Consider the following 18,630-nt stretch of genomic DNA (forward strand, 5'->3'; position numbering starts at 1 on the left):
GTGTAATTGGATGTTTTGGGCAATTGCAATGGCTTTTATTTTTTGGTTGATGGTTTTTGAATAGGGTTCTAATAGATCCACAAAAATATTTCCAAAAGCATTGGCTCCTTGAAATGCCAAAGGAGACTGCCCTTGTAAATTGATATGATCTTCAATCAGCATTAAGTCTCCTTTTTTATAGTTGAGGTTGATGGCTCCTGCGGCATTAGAAATTAATAAATTTTTGATGCCTAAACCATGAAGTGTTCTAATACCATAAGTAACTTCCCAAGCATTGTAACCCTCGTATAAATGAAAACGACCAGACATCACAACTACTTTTTTGCCAGACAATTCACCATAAATTAATTTACCTGAGTGAAACTCAACGGTAGCTTGCGGAAAATGTGGAATTTCTGCATAGGGAATCTCTTTTTCAATGGCTATTTCATCCACTAATTTACCCAAACCTGTACCTAAAACGATACCTATTGCTGGGTTTGAAAATCCGTTTTCGGTTAAAAAACCAATGGTTTCTTGTAACTGTTGTTGTTTGCTCATAAGATCTTATTTAGATTTCTCAATCGTTCATTCTTCACTCATTTCGAAATGACATTTAAAACGTATACTGCCATTCATTAAGAAGAAGGAGAAGAATGAGAAGAAGTCTATATTTTAATCAATTACTAATTTTTGTGTTTTCGATTTTCCATCAACATCAATTTTTACCAAATAAACACCTTTGTTGAAAGCAGAAATATCAATAGTTTTTTGGCTAAATTTTGATTGATTCAAAACCTGTTTTCCTAGAATAGTAAAAATACGAATTTCAGCAGATAAATTATCTAAATTAGACAATTGAATTTTATCCTTTCCAGGGTTTGGGTAAATGTGAATTTTATCCACAGGAAAATTAGTAACGTTTAAAGCAGCACAAGTGTTTGCAGTAAATTTTTGGAAAGTTCCTAAATCCCAAAAATGATCAAATTGTAAGCAATAAAAAAATAGTTTATCAAATTTTGTAATGTCTTTTCCTTCAGGAATTGTAGCAGTTAGGGTTTGTGCACCACTGGCTTGGGTTAATCCAATTTCTATATAATTTAAATTACTGATAAGAGTTGTTGTTAGTTCAGCATCAGTTTTGCCATCAGAAACTACTAAAAATGCACGAACATCTGGCCCTGGAGTGGTACTAAAATTAGCGCCTAATTGTAAGGTAATTGTGTTGTTGCTATTTAAAGTCAAATCTACATCACCATTGATGTGGTAGGAAGGGCCATCTGGACTGTTGCCAAAACCACCAACACTTTCTGTACATTGAGCATTAATTTGTAGCAAGTTGAAACTTAAAAAAGCAAAAAGTAAACGTGTTTTCATAGAATATTATTTAGCGTTGATAAACATTTGCATAATTTCTGGGATATTTTCAATATCCTCATATACATCTATGTCGTTTTTAAACGCTAATAATTTCACTTTTTTATCATTTAAATCTGTTAACGTCGATTTTCTAACAGTTGCTGTACCCCATTCTTTGTTTTTAAATACCTTTTCTTGTAGCGAATTCATACCTAATAAATAATAACCACCATCTTCTGCAGGTCCAATTACCACATCATTTTCATCCAAAGCTACAAATGCCTTTTCAATATTTGTTGAGGATAAATCGTATAAATCACTCCCTATGATTAGTACTTTTTGGTAGCCAGCTTCAAAGCCGTTTTTAAAAGCATTTAACATTCTGATGCCTAAATCTTCCCCAAATTGTTGGTGTTTTTGGAATATGTTTGCATCCCAAATATCATTTTCTCTAATTTTTACAGAATAGTACACAGCTTTGTCTGCACTTTTGACTTCAGAAGCAATATTTTTAGTTCTTTCTAATAAAAATTTATAGATTTCTAAGGCAGTTTCATCGCCCACTGTTTTTGCCAAACGTGTTTTGGCTTTGCCTAATTCTGGGTTTCTTGTGAAGATTAATAATAGATTTTTATTCATGAATTTTAGCTTCTAAATTAGTTCTCGATACGATTTTTCGTTCCTCAAAATCACTCGAACTGACATTGTTAGATTTTAACCAACAACTAATACACTTTCTTTCCTTTTTTTAACCATTTGCCCCAATTTTTGTTAAAAGCATGTACTTTTTCTGTGGTGTTTCCTAAAGTGTCTACTACTTTAAAATTGGCGTTTTTCCACTCAAAAATACCTCCATACAAATTATACACATTGGTGTAGCCAGCTTCTATGATTTTATGTGCAACCGTTTCTGAACGAATACCTAAAGAACAATACACTACTATTTTAGCATTTTTATCTTTGGGTAATTTTTGAATGGTTTCATCTAATTTAAAATGATTGTAACCAACTTGAATCGCATTTTTTAAATGACTTACCTTATATTCTTTTTCTTCTCTTGCATCTAAAAGTATCGCCTCAGTTTTGGGCATTGCTAAAGTTTCTACAGACATGTAGGGTACATTTCTGGTATTCCATTTATTGAGTAGTTTGTCTAGCTTTTTCTGTCCAAATGCTGTGGAACTGATAACTAAAAAAAGAATGCAAAATTTTTTCATATTATAATTTTATTATCTTTTGTTATTTCGACTTTATGGAGAAATCTTAACAATGAAAAAGATTTCTCAACTTCATTTCATTTATTTAGAAACGACAAACTAATTACTATATACTATTAAGCAAAAACCAAACTAGCAACAGCCGCCACCACCATAATTAAAACTAGACTGACTTATAAAAAGATCGTCTCTGTGTAATTTTGATAATGCTAAAGCCGTTTTATCGCAGATGGCTAAAGGTTGATTTTTATATAAAATATGTCCTTTTTGGTCATCAAAATAATCTTCTTTTCCATAAAAAATGGCTGTTCTTCCCGTAAAAACACAAGGACCATCTTCTGGCATTGGGTCTTTAATGGCAGCAATTTCTATGGATTCTATAAAAATCAGTTCGTCTGTAGGGTAGTTTTCTGGATCTAAAATTCGATACGGTTTTCTCGCTCTAATTTCAATGGTTCCAAAACCAGCATCCGTTAATATTTTTACATAATCTGCAATAGGCAAACTACCACTTAAACAAAGCGCGCGTAATTTTTCGTCATTTCGTAAGGTTTCGTTCATGGGCTGCTCACAAGTTGGATCACTCATAATTAGTTTTCCATGGGGTTTTAAAACACGATACATTTCTGCAACCGCCTTTTTTAAATCGTCCATTTTAAAAATATTAAACAAACAATTTTGAGCAGCAACATCAATAGAATTGTCATCAATTGGCAAGTTTAGGGCATCACCTTTTCTTAAATCTACAAAATCACTTTGAAACCAATCGTTTTGTTCTTCTGCAATTGCAAAATTTTTGCGAGAGGCTTCTAACATTTCATCCACCACATCTAAACCAATTACGCCCCCTTTTTGTCTGTTAAAGTATGAAAATTGTAACAATTCCATGCCTCCACCAACACCAACATATAACATTTTAGGGTTGTTGGTTAAGTCTTTTGCATGCACTGTAGAACCACATCCATAATTCATTTCTTGCATTATTTTAGGAATTTTAAGTCCTGGTAATTCCCAAATAGCATTGGTAGTACAACATAAACCAACATCTGGTACTAAAGCTGCGTCTTTGTATACATTGTGTGTTGTTTCTAGATAACTCATAAGTTTTATTTCAATATTGTTAATTTAATTATTTTAAAGCTGAATTCCAAACCCTTGTAAACCACTTTCTACAGGAGGTAATATTTCACAATTGTCCCAAAGCCCTGTTACTAAGGTTCTAGCATATTCTAAAGGTAACAAATCATTGTGCATCAATTTACTGGTTTTTTGATGATTGTACGAATACGAATGATGTTTAAAATGAAATTCACCATTTTGCTCATCGATAATTACATACCAAACATTTGGGGTTCCATCATTTGCGGGCATCCCAATTACACCTGCATTTATCCAAAGTTTATCATCTCTTTTGTGATAAAAAGGGAGTCCACAATGACCGCCAATAATAACATCACTATTGGTGGCTGTAAAATTTGGAGCTTTCTTTTTCCAAGAAGTAGATTTAAAGATAAATTCTGAGGTTTGAAAATAGGAACCATGCAAAACAAATATCTTTTTTTCGCCAAAATCAAAGGTATAATGATCTGGTAAGGTTTCCATAAAATCTAGGGAATCTTGAGAAAGTTGACTTTGTGCATAAGGATACCAAAGTTTTGAAAACCCGTCACAACGTGAACCTTGTCTAAAATCGCAACCACAGCCTTCTTCACCCTCTCTTAATTGCATTTCTACATTGCCAGCAATACCTCTTGCACCCCAATTTTTAAAGGTTTGTACAGCTTCTTCTGGTTGTGCACAATAGCCCACAATATCTCCAGTAGAAATACAATTTTTAGGTGCGATATTTTCTTTTTCAGCAATTTCAATAAGCGAGTCTAATGCTTGTAAGTTGCTGTAAACACCACCAAAAAGTAGTACTTTCCCCTTTAAATCTGTTAAATGTTCTATTTTTTTATCCACGTTGGTGCTAAATATAATGTTATACAACTTAAAATTCCCCATAAATTTACCCAAAGTAAATCTGCATATTTACCTTTTGTAAAAATAAGTGCTTCCGGAAAACTATTGAAAATCAGTAGAAATCCGAAAATCAATCCACAAAAAACACTCAAATAAAAACTAATTTTTGGCACTTTTACCTTCCAAAAAAGGAAAATAGGTGTTAAGCCAATAACCATGGTGCCAGAAACGGTTGTGGCTGATAAGATTTCTGCATTTAAAAAGATGGGAATTGTACCTAAAATAGCCACTATAATCATCGCTAGTCTCCCAAATCTTAAACTTTTCCCCATTTTTAAATCGACTGCCAATAGTTTTGATGAAGAGGAAAAGGTAGAATCTAAAGTTGATGCTGCAGAAGTAATCATGATAAAGTTGATGATTAAAAGGATAAATACTCCAAACGCTTTACCCACTTCAACAGCAGCTTGACCTTGCATACCTTGGTATTTTGCAAACACGCCAATCAAACTAAACAAAACGATTAAAATTGCCCCAAATAAACTTGCCCAAAGAAAACTTTTACGGGTTATTTTTGGAGAACTTATAAAGGCTCTGTCAGTTAAAACAGGATCGTGAAAAGGATAACTAAAGCATTGTAAAAGTGCTGCGAAAAATAAATTCAGTCCCATTTCAAAACTCCAAACACTTGAATATACAGCCTCTTTTATTGTAAAATCCTCTTCAGAAAAAATGGCTCCAAGAATAATCACCAATAAAATAGAAAACAGTACCATTTGAATTACATCTGTAAAAATAGAACTGCTTAAACCTCCTTTTAAAGCATAGGCTAGCGTTAAAATGGTAAAAATAATTACTGACCATATATACGGTTCGCTTCCTTGTTCTCCAAAATAACTTCCAATAACCATGGTGTTGCTCCAAACTTCATTAAAAAGGCGGATGATAATTAAAAAAGAAAAAATGGCAATCGCTGTTTTTCCAAATTTACTCGCTAGAAATTCGTGAATACTTTTAAAACCACCTTTTACGCGCAATTGATAAATGATAACCCCAGCAACTGCAAATGAAAAATAATATGCTGCATAAGCAATACCACCCACAATACCATAATCTAAACCAAGATTGGCTGCATTTGTAATGCTTTTTGCCATGATCCAAGAAATGATTAAACTTCCAGCCAACATAAAACCATTTGGCGCTTTTTTTCGATGCTGGGCTTTAAAAAATTCTTCTGTTGTTTTTGCCAATGGAGAAATCAATAATAGAATCAAACTTGATGCTATTACCAAAATCCATTGCCAAAGTTGAATGTTATCCATTTTATTTTTTATTATTTCCCCAATCAATTGTATTTAAAAAGATGAGATAAATGCATCTTTATATTATTCTGCCCACCAAACATTAACATCGATACTATTATCATTTGTAGCATTTGCTGCCATATTATAATTGGCTGCATTTAATGCTGCTTCATCAGATGGGTAAGGCATTCTTACAGGATAGACATTGTTGTTTAAACTTGCAGAAATTTGTTTGAATGCAGGAAAACCAGTTCTTCTAAACTCTGTCCAACCTTCATAACCATTTATGATATTTGCAATCCATTTTTGAGTGATAATTTGTTGTAAAGGTGTTGTACCAACTGCATTAAAAGCCGCATTTCCTGTTAAATAATTTGCAGGCATTGCTGTTTGCCAATATTCAAAAGCCAAGGCAACTCCATTTTCATATAAGTTTTGTGCATTGGCAGTAATCAATCCTTTTTGTGCAGCTTCTGCTAAGAAAAAAGAAGTTTCCCAAGCTGTCGCAAAATTAGCGTCTAAAACAGAGGTGTCTTCTCTAAAAGCAGTGCCAGATAAAGAATAATCTGCAGGTGTAATAGAGGTGCTTGTAGCATCAACACCATTTAACAATCCTTTATAAGTGGTGGTGGTTGCATTGGCTACTGGCTTAAAAAAAGTGCCAATTCTAGTATCATTTAAATTTTCTAAAACTTCTTCCATAGTTTCAGAAAGCACATAGTTGTTAAAATCTCCAACTCTTAACTGTGCCAAACGAAAACTATTGGGTTCTGAATTGGTAAAATTAAAAACCGCATTTTGACTATTGGTAGAGATGTAATCTCCACTCGCAAAAATAGCTTGTAATTGAGAAGCTACATTTACCTTGTCTGAAATACGCATTAAATATTTAATTTTTAATGAATTTGCAAAACGAACCCAAGCATTTAAATCGCCCTCAAATAAAATATCGCCTTCTAATTGAATGGAACCTCCATAAGCATTTATGGCAGCAATCCCTTTATCCAAATTATCTAAAATGCCATTTTCGTTTTGATAAATATCTTCTTGTAAATCGTATTTCGGAGTTACAGTGCCATCCACACCATTAAAGGCTTCATAATAAGGCACATCTCCAAATAAGTCTGTTAATCCTGCAGCCATGTATGCTTTTAAAATTAAAGCAGGACCTTCATAAACTGCAAAAGCAGGCGTTTCTTTTGATTGTTTTAAAATGATTTCATTGTCTCGTAAATTGGTGAAAAATATTGGCCAAGGATTGCCTCCTAATTGCGGTGATTTTAAATCATGTCGTCCAAATAAATTAAAATCGAGTGCTGTTCTATATTGGCCTAATAAATCTCCAGCAGCAAAACCTTCGTAACTCATTTCGTCTCCGAAATTGTAAATTACTTGTCTTAACAACAAACTAGGTTGTACAGAAACTGGTGCATTTTGGTTCGTATTTATTTCTTCGAAATCTTTTGTGCAACTTGCCAATGTAATGGCAAAAATTGCGATGCTATATATAATTTTTTTCATTGTTTTTTATTTTTTAGACCTTTCAGGTTTTTATCTCTTATTTTAAGATGCTGAAACAAGTTCAGCATAACTTCGTTAAAAGTTAAATCCAACTTTAAAACCGATGCTTCTGCTTGTAGCATAACTCATGTCTTCTACACCACTTACAAAACCATTGCCTTGCACAGCCAATTGTTCTGGATCAAAATGCGGATTTTCTGTAATTACAAATAAGTTATTTCCTATTAAGGATAAATTCATAGTAGACTCATCTTTTAAGCCCATAAAACCAGGATTAAAATTAAGTGTGTAGCCAACTGAAAACTGTCTTAATTTTAAGAAAGAAGCATCATATACATTGTTTTCTTCATGGTTTCTGTCATAAAACTGTCTGTAATAACTTTCTGGGGAAACAGCAACTGTGTTGGGTAATCCAGTGTTTATGTTAATTCCTTGAGGAACAATATCAACATCTCTATTTGCAGTTTCTGCCAATTGACCACCAACATTTCCTAAAGCTCTTGTTCTAGAAACGATTTCTCCACCTTGTCTCCAATCAAATAAAAAGCTTGCATTCCAATTTTTATATTTGAAATTATTGTTCCAACCTAAGGTAAAATCGGGATTGTAATTTCCAATTTTAATTAAATTATTGTTGGCAATGTAGCGTCCATTATCATCTAAAAGAAATTCGCCATTGTCATTTTTTTGATATCCAGTTCCATACATGTCGCCAATTTGTCCACCTTCTTCTACTTGAAACCAAACAGTTTGGTTGGCACTATCATAAATTCTGCTGTAAGCCAATGTTAATCGACCTTCATCTTGGGGTAAATTTTTAATGATGGATTTGTTACTGGCAAAATTGAAAGTGGTATTCCATGTAAAGTTTTCAGTTCTAATAGGTGTGCCTCCTAAAATAATTTCGACCCCTGTTGTGTTTACTTCTCCACCATTTACTACTTGTTGATTGTAGCCTGAAGAAATTGGAATAGGCAATGAAATAATCTGATCTTTGGTAGTATTGTTATAATACGTAAAATCAATATTTAATCGATCTTTAAAAAAACGAACATCTGCACCAAACTCATATGAAGTGGTGCTTTCTGGCTTTAAATTTGCGTTGGGTATAAAATCTTGATTGCTAAAAGTGGGTTGCCCATTAAAAGGTGTTTGCGATACAAACGCCCCTGAAGTTTGATACGGATTGGTATCATTACCCACTTGTGCAACACTTGCTCTTAGTTTTGCAAAAGAGATGTTTTCTGGTAACTCTGTAAAGTTAGAGAGTATAAAACTTGTAGAAACGGAAGGGTAAAAGAACGAAGTACCATCCACAGAAAAAGGAGTGGCTAAAGCACTAGACCAGTCGTTTCTACCAGTAATATCTACAAATAAGTAATCTTTATAACCAAATTTTGCAATCCCATACAAAGAGTTTATTCTCTTTTTAGATTCAAATTGAAATACTTCTAAAGGAGATGCAGCATTGTTTAAACTAAAAATACCTGGTTGTGCTAAATTGGTCGTTTGAGTTTGTTTGGTGGATGCAGTTTGGTCTAATCGATTTCCTCCAAAAGAGGCATCAAAAGAAAAATCTCCAAAAGTATTGTTATAATTTAGTAAAAAATCGGTGTTAACCTCTCTGTAGAAAACATCATGTTCTGCAAAGGCGCCGTTTTTAAAACGATTGGAACTAAAATTACGTTTAAATTGTCTTCTTTCTGAGGAATAATCCATTCCAGAACGTAAAGAAATACTCAGGTTTTCTGTAAATTGATGTTGTAATGCGATGTTTCCAAAAACACGATCTCTATTAAATGAGTTGGTGTTTTCATACATCGTAAAAAAGGGATTGTCAAAATAGGTGTAGTTAAATGAATAATGTTGAACATCTTCTAAACCTGGTTGCCAATAATCGCGTAAACTATCAATATTTAAAGATCTTGGACCCCAAGCAACAAGCGCATAATTTACGTTTTCACTTCCATAACCATTGGATGGTCTGTTATCACTACCAGAGTTTACATAATTGACAGAAGTAGTAATTTTTGTTTTTTCAGTCGGATTGAAATTCAACTTTAAAGCTACAGTTTTACGTTCTAAATTCACACCAGGAATAATAGATTCGCTATCTAAATCTGTAAATGATAAACGATAAGAACCTCTTTCAAAACTATCATTTATAGCCACGTTGTTAATGGTAGTAATCCCTGTTTGATAAAAATCTTTTAAATTATCTGGATTTGATTTGAATAAAGTAGGTGTAATCGGAATTCCAGAATACAAAGAAGTATCTGCACCACGAACTACAGTGCCATCTGCTAGTGTTACTGGAGAATCAAACTGTGGAATTAAATTACCTGCATCTAATTTTGGCCCCCAAGAATAACTAATCAAATCATTGGTTCCTCCACCTAAACCATCAACATATTCAAACTGACCAGAATTCCCTTGTCCATATTCGTTTTGAAAATCTGGCAAACGAAAAGCATTGTCTAAAGTTACAGAAGAATTAATGCTAATTCCTAACCCTTTTTTCTTTTTACCATCTTTGGTTTTTATTACAATAACACCATTTGAAGCTCTAGTTCCATATAAAGCAGCTGCACTTGGCCCTTTTAAAACGGTTACAGATTCAATATCATCAGGATTTACTTCCATGGCACCATTTCCAAAATCAATTTCTTGAAAACCAGCAGCAGCTTCATTGGTAAAATTAAGAACAGAATTGTTGTTTATGGGTGTTCCATCTACCACAAAAAGAGGATTGTTATTCGAAAACGAAGCTTCACCACGAATGGTAATTTTTGAAGAAGAACCAACACCTGTTGCTCCTTGAGAAATAGTTACACCCGCTAATTTACCAGACAAATTGTCTAAAAAATTCACGGTTTTTACCTCTGTAACATCTTTCGCTTTTATTTCTTGAACCACATAACCCAGTTCTTTTGTTTTTCTGTTTAAACCCAAAGCAGTTACTACAATTTCATCTAAATTGGTTTCAATTTCTTCTAATTGAACATTGATGATTTTTTGATTTTCTACTTTGATTTTTTTGGTTTTATACCCCAAATACGAAAAGGTTAAAATTTTATTTTCATTTGAAACTTCAATAGTATAATTACCATTATTATCTGAAGTAGTGCCATTTTCTGCTGATGAGGAAATGGCCACTGAAGGAATTTCATAACCTGTATTTTTATCGGTTATTTTTCCCGAAATTTTAATTTGTGAAAAACTGATGTTAGTAAACAACAGTAAAATCCACATAGAAACGTGTTTCATTAAGTGTAATTTTTGTGTAAAAAAAGTTGTTTTTTTATATTGCTATTTATCAATATAAATGATGTGTTACGCAAAAATTAACGGAGATCCTTTGTTGAAGTGTTGAGAAAAAAGTACGGTTTGAGATCCCGTTTTCTTATAAATAAACTGTTTTTTTTCAATCCTGAAATAAACAAAAAGTAGCTTTAAAATTGCTGTTGGAATCGCTTTAAAACTATTTATAATTTTTTTGATGTCCTCTTTAGAATCTAAATCATTTAAAAGTTCTAAAAAAGAAATTTGTAATTTTTTGGATGACGAAATTGAAGTAATACACTTTTGTAAACGACTGGTTTGCCAAGGTAATTTTAAAAAAGTTTCTTTGTTAAATAGCGCTTTTTTAATTCCCATTAAATAAAAACCTCCATCTTTAGAAGGTCCTAAAACCAAATCATTTTTATGTAATTGATGCAAAGCAGCAATTAAGTGATGCGATTTTAAGTGAGGCGTATCATTACCAATCGTAATTACGTTGCTAAAACCTTTGTTAAAAACAGCTTCAATAGCATTTGAAAAACGTTCTCCAAAAGAATGACCCACTTGATTTTTTTCTGAAAAATGAAAGAAAGTAATTCCAGATTTTTTTACTGTTTTTAAGGTTTGATGATTCAGTGCACTAAAAATATCTGAAGAAAGAAACGATTTTCTTTCAGCATCTTTTTGAGCTGAATTGGCAAAAACTAAAAGGGCAGTATTATTTTTCAATGATATCTTTTAAGCTACAACTCCTTGACAACTACTTCCTGCACCAGCAGTACAACCATAACAATGTTGATTGATTATGATATTTCTGTTTTGTAACAGTTCTTCATTATAATCAGAAACGTGTTTTACTTTACTGGCTACTTTTAAGTTTAGCATTTGGTTGAAATCGCAATCATACAACCACCCATCCCAACTAATAGAAATTGTGTTAGTACACATTACATTTTCTACAGCTGCAGGATTATAAGCATCTAATAAAGAATGCATATAATCTTCATAATTGTCTGATGCAATTAAATAATCTAAAAATCGACTAATTGGTAAATTGGTAATGGCAAATAAACTATGAAAATCAATATCAAAATCGGCTTTTAAAGCCTTTTTAAAATCGTTTTCTAATGCTTGTTGATCACCAGGTAAAAATGCTCCTGAAGGATTGTAAACCAAGTCTAATTTTAAATCAGAATCTGGCATACCATAACCAACAGCATTTAATTCTTGTAAGGCTTTTATGGATTTATCAAAAACACCATCACCTCTTTGTTTGTCTGTTTTTCCACGCGTCCAATGAGGCATAGAAGAAACTACATGTACATTGTGTTTTTTAAAGAATTCAGGTAAATCGTAATATTTTTTGTTGGCTCTAATGATGGTTAAGTTAGAACGCACAATAAAATCTTTAATTCCTGCTTTTGATGCCTCTTCTACAAACCATCTAAAATTAGGATTCATTTCTGGTGCACCACCCGTTAAATCTAAGGTATGTGCTTCTGTTTTTTTAATAACATGCAAACATTGTTGCATGGTTTCTACAGTCATAATCTCTTTTCTGTCTGGACCAGCATCTACATGACAATGTTCACAGACTTGATTACACATGTATCCTAAATTAATTTGAAGAATTTCTAATTTTTTAGGACGTAATGGAAAATGACCAGTTTCTTTAATTTTAGCTGCAAATGTGGGTAATTCTCCGTCTGCAAAAATTCCGTTTGAAAGAATTTCCATTTGACGAGAAGTATTTGCAATATCGTTATTTCTTGCTTTTAATGATTTTGTAGCCATAAATATGCTGAACTTTTTATTTGTCTTTGTAACTAAATTTCTTCTTTAGGAATACTTACGAAGAAAGTGTTGGTTTGGTTTTTTAGATTAAACTCAAGAAATTTTATGTCTGATACACGTAGCTTTTCGAAGTGTTTTTTATGATAAAATTTCTTTGTTTATTTTTTTTGAGATCCCGCTTTTTTAGCGGAATGAGTGATTCACTCATTTTTTGTTTTTAAATAGATACCCACTTTCGTGGGTATAAGCGACCTCTAAAATTTTGCCTAAAAAAGGCAAAATAAGAGGCTGCTTACATTTCTAACTTATTCACTTTGTTCATCATCTGAACACCATGCACTAAAGTTGCGCCACTTTTTATAGCAGCACCAACGTGAATGGCTTCCATCATTTCTGGTTTTGTAATTCCTCTTTGTAGCCCATCTTTGGTATAAGCATCTATACAATAAGGACATTGCTCTGTGTGTGCTACTGCTAAAGCAATTAAAGATTTTTCACGAGCAGTTAAAGCACCTTCTTCAAAAACTTTTCCATAATAATCAAAGAATTTGTTTCCTAATTCCTCACTCCATTCTGTTATTTTGCCGAATTTTCTTAAATCGGCTGCATCGTAATATGATTTTGACATAAATTGATTTTAATTTTTGAAATTGAAAGATAGTAATTATTTACTGTTTAAACTCCAATCGTATTTTAAATAACTAATTTTTGCATTAGTATTTATTGTAGAGTTTGCATACCTATTTAAATAGTCTATAACAGTTCCTTTTTTTGTAAAATCTTCAGTAAACCAATCGAATATTGAAGAAATTTCAACTTTCTTTTTAGAAATTTTATTTCGATTTGAATCATTTACAAAAGCTGTCATAAGCTTTGATAATTCAGTTTCAATATTTTCCTCTGTAAAAGCACTATTTCCTAATTTCGGGCAAGAAATAGAAGCACAATTTACTCCCACATGAATTTTTGGGTCAAACAAATTTTTACGTAAAATTTCGTGTTCTATATGATCTAATGTATATGTTTCTCCACCCACTTTTGCAAATGGAATTTTCCAAGCGATTTTGCCTTCTTTTTTAATATCCATTATTGATTGTAAAGGATAATTTTCTAAAATTAATTTGATGGTATAGGCATTGTAAGCGTTAATCCAAAATGCTTTTTGTTTATTTTCTGACCAAGAATTGTCTGGATTCGTTTTGTTTAAATAAGAGAGATAATTGTCTAATTGAGCTACATCATTTTTAAATGATTTATAATCTACAAAACCATCATTCGAAACATGTTTTTGTAATAAATTATTAAAAATTGAAGTTTGTGCATTTCCTTGAGCTAAGGTAAAAATGGTTACAAAAAGTAAAAGCGTTCTTTTCATTTGGTAGGTTTATTGTTCTTTAGACGAAACGTAATACTATAAATTACAGAAATTAATCTAAAATTTCTTCATTTACTTTTAAATTGAATCTTTTTCTAAATGCATACACAGCAATATATAACAATGGGGTGTCTAAAGCTGCAATTATCATTTTAAAAAGCACGCCACTAATTAAAAGCCCCAAAAATTTATCCCAATTAATGATGTTGAAAGAACATAATAACAGTAACACAGTCATAGTGTCTATAAACTGAGAGGAAAAGGTTGAAAAATTATTACGAAGCCATAAATGTTTTCCTTTGGTAAGTTGTTTCCAAAAATGATACACTCTAATGTCTATAAATTGCGCAAATAAATATGCCATCATTGAAGCTAAAACTGCTAAAGGAGCTGCACCAAAAACATTTATAAATGTGCTATCATTTACTTGAGACCATGAAGTTGCAGGTACTTCTTTAGAAACATAAATAATTAAAAGCGAGAAAAAAGAGGCGAAAATACCAGCTATTACTACCTCATTTGCTTTTCTTTTACCATAAATTTCAGATAAAATATCTGTTATTAAAAACGTGATTGGATAAGGTAAAAGCCCCACAGAAACCTCAAATAATTTTACGTCAAATACCTCAATATGAAATGGATACCAATAAAAAAATTTCTGAAATATTAAATTAGAGGTTACCAAAGAAGCTATAAAAAGGGCTGCAAGAATTAAGTAAATTCTATTGGCAAGTAATTTGTCTTTGTGTGTCATAAAAACGAAGTTACAAATTTTTGACTCACCCTAATTGTACTAAATGTGGATTCTGCTTTATTTGTCTATTTCAAAAAAAAACTGCCTTTTATGGCAGTTTTTCTTGATTTTTAGTGTCCCCCAACACTAATAAATATTTTTACAATCTAAAACAAAAACCTATTAGAGATATCATATTTTTAATTAATAACATTTATGAATATTATAAAATATTTTTATAATTTATATTTTATTTATAAATTTTTATTTATTTCTACCTTTTTCATTTGGGTATAATGTTGGTAAAGTATCACTCTGAAAAAAAGCTTTTGTATCTATATTCATTGCAGTAACTCTACCCTCAAAAGCGGCACCTGTATCCACATTCCAAATATTTATAGCATTCATAGGTTCAGTTTCATTATAATTGGTGGTTGGTGTATGCCCAATATAAATTTCTTTATAATGTTTTAATCTTTTTGGGTATAAGTGATGGTTAAATTGAATTTTTTGATCCATAACTAAAGCCATTTCCCAAAGCGTTCTATCCGTGCAAAATTTATGTGGATAGGATTCCTTTTCTACTCCATGCATAGAAGTAAAACCTGCGTGTAAAAACAATCGGTTTTGATCATCTAAGAAATACATTTTCATATTTTCGAAAAATAGTAAATGTTGCTTTTTTTCTTGTTCAGAAAAATTGGCATAACTTTCAATGGTTTCTTTGCCTCCGTGCATAAACCAAGTAGGGTTCACATCATTACCATCTTTTAGCCAATTTTGGCACCAAACATCATGATTTCCCTTAATGAAAATACAATCTATCTTTTGTTGTAAATTGATTAAAAAGTCTACAACCTGGGCAGATTCACTCCAACCATCCACATAATCACCCATAAAAATAAGTGTATCAGCATCTTTAAGTTCTAGTTTATTTAATACTTGTAACAAGGCTTTTAAACCTCCATGAATATCGCCAATTGCAAAAATTCTCATGCTTTATCTTTTGATTACAAAACTAAAGTATTTAAAAAAGAAATGGTGTTATTAACCTCTTAAATTTACAAACTAGCTTGCGTTAGGGATAGAAATGGCATCCTTTTTTTTCTTCGGATTTTGCTGTATTCATAAAAATGTTAATACTCTTAAGAGGGACAAATTTTATAAATTTACCATAAAAAAAGATATAATGGATAGCCCGTAAAACGCCCTAAAAATATTGCCCAATACCAAAAACAAAACCTCCTTTAGAATTAGCTTTGGTATTTAAAACACTAAAGCCATAATCGATTCTAAAGGTGGCATTGTATATTTTTTTACTGATAAAACGCAACCCGAAACCTGAGTAAATCCGGATGTTTTTTTCTTGAAAAAAATCGTTTAATTTACCTCCTGGATTTCGCCATGAACCAAAATCTGAAAATACGTTGGTTTGTATGGCAAACCCATTTTTATCGTAAATTGTATGTCTGTATTCAGAGTTTAAAACAATGCTACCTGTACCTCTATCTACCAAAATCCCTACGCCTCGTAAATTAATGTTGTTATCTAAAGCAAATGGTGCAAATGGTGTGTTTTTGTTAGATGAAAGTCCAAAACGCAGTCTGTTTGCCCAGTTTCCTTTATCACCTAATTGTTTATAATAAAAAAAATCGTTCCAAAAAATATAAAAATCGTTTTGAAAATCGTTTTCTGTTATTACATATTGTGTGTACAAAATACTTTTAAAACCATTTACATATTGGTAATAGTAATCTAAACTATCATACGTATACACTAACTTTAAAAGTGCTTTATTTAAGTCTAAAGTTTCAGGAATCTCAGAGGTTGTAAAATCTATATTGCCAGATAAATATTGATATTTTTCTTTAAATACATTAACTCCAAAATTAAGTCGATTTTTTAAATTGATTTGATATAAACCTAAAACCTCGAAAGAAATATTATTGTAAAGATAATTGGCAGTTTGATTTTCGAAATACAAAGGCTCTTCGCTTTTCCAATTTTGATGATTTATAGCCAAGCCCCATTTATTGGAAAATAAATTCGGTGCTTTAAAATTAACAGCATAGGTATCAAAACCATTAAACTGATAAAAGCCACCTAAAGTGATATTTCTCCCTAAAAAATTATAATCATACAAGCCGAGTTTATAAGAAAAAACATTGTTAGTTGTGGTCCATAAATTTACTTCTGGAATAATGGTATAATTCTCTTCGATATGAATAAATATATGGTAATTGTTTTGTTGAGCATCAAATACTTGATAATAAGCGTGGCTGATTGCAGGTAATCTCTTTAAAAAAATGATATCATTCTCTAATGTTATGGAATCTATTGCTTGCCCTACTTTTGTAGTTAACAATGACTTGAGATAAGATACTTTTGTTTTTTCAGCACCTTTTATGGTAATTGAGGTAATTTTATGATTTTGAGAAAAAACAAAGGTAGTTATGCCAATAAAAAAGAATATAGAAAGATATTTCTTGTATTTCATTATTGTGCTACAAATGACTTTTGTAGTACCAAATTTACCCAATTATCTTCACTTACTGCCATGAGTGTAAAATTATAGGTATTGCCTAAAATTAAATTTGGAGGCTGTTCTGTATTTATGTTTAAAACCACGTTTGAGGTATTGTAATATTGAAAATATTTATTGTCTGTATAGGTGCCAGACATAAAATCATTATCTTCATTAGCAATTACTTGAAAGTAAATATCATTATCTTTAATACCAAAATCAGACCATGTAAAAATAGGTTGTAAACTTTGTGAATTATTGATAGTTACCTCTTCTGCCCAATTCGTGGCATTTGTTGCATTTTTTAAACGAATAGGACTAGAAACATGTAATTTACCTTCTAATACATAGGTAACAATACTCCAATTTTCTTCTGAACTAGAACGTGAGAATCTTTCTAACTTTCCTCCAAAAACATTTTCTGCAGAAGCAATATATTTTCGATAGTTAGAAAAATCAGTTTCATTTACATTTAAACTATCTGCTTCGTAATAACGAATATCAGTTGCACCTTCTTCAGGATAATAAAAAATGTAGGTTAAATTGTTATTACCATCTGCACTTGCAGCACAAGCAATTACGTTGCCAACATCTTTATTAGCAAATGTTGCTATGTATTCTTGTAAATTTCTTGGTGTTGTAATATCATTATCTTCTGAACAAGAAAAACAAAAAGCTAAAAATGTTAGGAATATGAAATACTTGTTTTGTATCATTTTATAATTTAAATGTCATAATTGGCAAGGTAGCATGATTTGAAAGATCTTCTGATATACTGCCTTCAAAAATATGCGAAATTCCTTTTCTACCATGTGTTATGGTTACAATTAAATCTGCTCCAGCTACATTAGCAAAGTTTAAAATTCCTTTTTCTATAGATTTTGCACACACAAAATTAACATTTATCAATCGATCTATATTACCATCTACTTTTGTTAAAAAATTATTTGCCATAGTTTCCATCTCAGGCGTAGTTTTAAAGTTTTCGTTTGGTAAATTCACATAAAGAATATGTTTTTTGGCTTGTAAAAAATCTAAACTTTGTAAACTCTTTTTAAATGCTGGTACAGACTCATTAGAAAAATCTGTAGCCATAACAATGTTATTAAAACTGATGTCTTTAATCTCATTTTTTACAATAAGTACAGGTATATTAGCATATCGAATTACTTTTTCTGTATTAGAGCCTACAAAAAATTCTTTTAAGCCAGAGGCTCCATGAGAGCCCATAATAATTAAATCTGCATTTACTTCTTCAGCTACTTTATTTACTTCACTAAACACTTTATAGTGTTTAATTATGGGTACAATATTTACATCACTTAAAAAATCTTGCGCTAAAAACTTTTTAAACTTCTTTTCGGCAAGTTTCAAGAAAAAAATCCCTTTTTCTTGTTTTACATCTGGATTTTCTGAAATCGAAAACTCCTGCATATCCAACATATGAAGGGCGTAAAGAGTCATTTTATATTTTTTTGCAAATAATGCAGCAACTTTTAGTGCATATACAGAGTGTTTTGAGAAGTCTACTGGAATTATAATTTTTTTCATATACTATTATTCTTTTCTATCTTTCAAAG

18 protein-coding genes are annotated in these 18,630 nt (G+C 31.4%); all 18 read right to left on the reverse strand.

Annotated features, from left to right (window positions below):
• The coding region (locus ACTG3V_RS08625) for a purine-nucleoside phosphorylase (RefSeq protein ID WP_439131759.1) at positions 1 to 540 on the reverse strand (540 nt) is incomplete at its 3' end.
• A gap of 114 nt (positions 541 to 654) precedes the next feature.
• On the reverse strand, positions 655 to 1,356 hold the full coding sequence (locus ACTG3V_RS08630) for a T9SS type A sorting domain-containing protein (protein WP_439131760.1): 702 nt from the start codon (positions 1,354 to 1,356) through the stop codon (positions 655 to 657).
• A 6-nt stretch (positions 1,357 to 1,362) separates the two neighbouring features.
• Entirely contained in the window at positions 1,363 to 1,977 is a 615-nt protein-coding gene (locus tag ACTG3V_RS08635; RefSeq protein WP_439131761.1) for a TIGR04282 family arsenosugar biosynthesis glycosyltransferase, read from the reverse strand.
• Between the two features lie 86 nt (positions 1,978 to 2,063).
• Positions 2,064 to 2,555 (reverse strand): rhodanese-like domain-containing protein, encoded by a 492-nt coding sequence (locus ACTG3V_RS08640; RefSeq protein WP_439131762.1) that lies wholly within the window; start codon positions 2,553 to 2,555, stop codon positions 2,064 to 2,066.
• 132 nt (positions 2,556 to 2,687) lie between these two features.
• Entirely contained in the window at positions 2,688 to 3,656 is a 969-nt protein-coding gene (arsM, locus tag ACTG3V_RS08645) for an arsenosugar biosynthesis arsenite methyltransferase ArsM (protein WP_439131763.1), read from the reverse strand.
• A 33-nt stretch (positions 3,657 to 3,689) separates the two neighbouring features.
• Positions 3,690 to 4,517, reverse strand: coding sequence for a metallophosphoesterase family protein (locus ACTG3V_RS08650; RefSeq protein ID WP_439131764.1), 828 nt, complete (start codon positions 4,515 to 4,517; stop codon positions 3,690 to 3,692).
• On the reverse strand, positions 4,502 to 5,839 hold the full coding sequence (locus ACTG3V_RS08655) for a sodium:solute symporter family transporter (RefSeq protein ID WP_439131765.1): 1,338 nt from the start codon (positions 5,837 to 5,839) through the stop codon (positions 4,502 to 4,504). The genes ACTG3V_RS08650 and ACTG3V_RS08655 overlap by 16 nt, the downstream gene beginning before the upstream one ends.
• Before the next feature lie 63 nt (positions 5,840 to 5,902).
• Complete coding sequence (locus ACTG3V_RS08660; protein ID WP_439131766.1) at positions 5,903 to 7,342, reverse strand: SusD/RagB family nutrient-binding outer membrane lipoprotein; 1,440 nt, start codon at positions 7,340 to 7,342, stop codon at positions 5,903 to 5,905.
• A 75-nt stretch (positions 7,343 to 7,417) separates the two neighbouring features.
• Entirely contained in the window at positions 7,418 to 10,609 is a 3,192-nt protein-coding gene (locus ACTG3V_RS08665; protein ID WP_439131767.1) for a SusC/RagA family TonB-linked outer membrane protein, read from the reverse strand.
• Between the two features lie 66 nt (positions 10,610 to 10,675).
• Positions 10,676 to 11,353: a TIGR04282 family arsenosugar biosynthesis glycosyltransferase gene (locus ACTG3V_RS08670; RefSeq protein WP_439131768.1), complete on the reverse strand. Its 678-nt coding sequence runs from the start codon at positions 11,351 to 11,353 to the stop codon at positions 10,676 to 10,678.
• Between the two features lie 9 nt (positions 11,354 to 11,362).
• On the reverse strand, positions 11,363 to 12,418 hold the full coding sequence (arsS, locus tag ACTG3V_RS08675; RefSeq protein ID WP_439131769.1) for an arsenosugar biosynthesis radical SAM (seleno)protein ArsS: 1,056 nt from the start codon (positions 12,416 to 12,418) through the stop codon (positions 11,363 to 11,365).
• Between the two features lie 292 nt (positions 12,419 to 12,710).
• Complete coding sequence (locus ACTG3V_RS08680; RefSeq protein WP_439128134.1) at positions 12,711 to 13,046, reverse strand: arsenosugar biosynthesis-associated peroxidase-like protein; 336 nt, start codon at positions 13,044 to 13,046, stop codon at positions 12,711 to 12,713.
• 36 nt (positions 13,047 to 13,082) lie between these two features.
• Positions 13,083 to 13,793, reverse strand: coding sequence for a DUF547 domain-containing protein (locus ACTG3V_RS08685; protein ID WP_439131770.1), 711 nt, complete (start codon positions 13,791 to 13,793; stop codon positions 13,083 to 13,085).
• Between the two features lie 52 nt (positions 13,794 to 13,845).
• Entirely contained in the window at positions 13,846 to 14,547 is a 702-nt protein-coding gene (locus ACTG3V_RS08690; RefSeq protein ID WP_439131771.1) for a queuosine precursor transporter, read from the reverse strand.
• Between the two features lie 243 nt (positions 14,548 to 14,790).
• Positions 14,791 to 15,522 carry a metallophosphoesterase family protein gene (locus ACTG3V_RS08695; protein WP_439131772.1) on the reverse strand — a complete coding sequence of 244 codons (732 nt, stop codon included), beginning with the start codon at positions 15,520 to 15,522 and terminating at the stop codon, positions 14,791 to 14,793.
• Positions 15,523 to 15,736: 214 nt separating this feature from the next.
• The gene (locus ACTG3V_RS08700; protein WP_439131773.1) at positions 15,737 to 17,023 is read right to left on the reverse strand and encodes an outer membrane protein assembly factor; all 1,287 of its coding nucleotides are present in this window, start codon (positions 17,021 to 17,023) and stop codon (positions 15,737 to 15,739) included.
• Complete coding sequence (locus tag ACTG3V_RS08705; protein WP_439131774.1) at positions 17,023 to 17,766, reverse strand: hypothetical protein; 744 nt, start codon at positions 17,764 to 17,766, stop codon at positions 17,023 to 17,025. The genes ACTG3V_RS08700 and ACTG3V_RS08705 overlap by 1 nt, the downstream gene beginning before the upstream one ends.
• Position 17,767: 1 nt before the next feature.
• On the reverse strand, positions 17,768 to 18,601 hold the full coding sequence (locus ACTG3V_RS08710) for a universal stress protein (protein WP_439131775.1): 834 nt from the start codon (positions 18,599 to 18,601) through the stop codon (positions 17,768 to 17,770).
• Between the last annotated feature and the right edge of the window lie 29 nt (positions 18,602 to 18,630).

The sequence above is a fragment of the Polaribacter sp. genome (genome assembly GCF_965660385.1).
Lineage (GTDB): Bacteria > Bacteroidota > Bacteroidia > Flavobacteriales > Flavobacteriaceae > Polaribacter.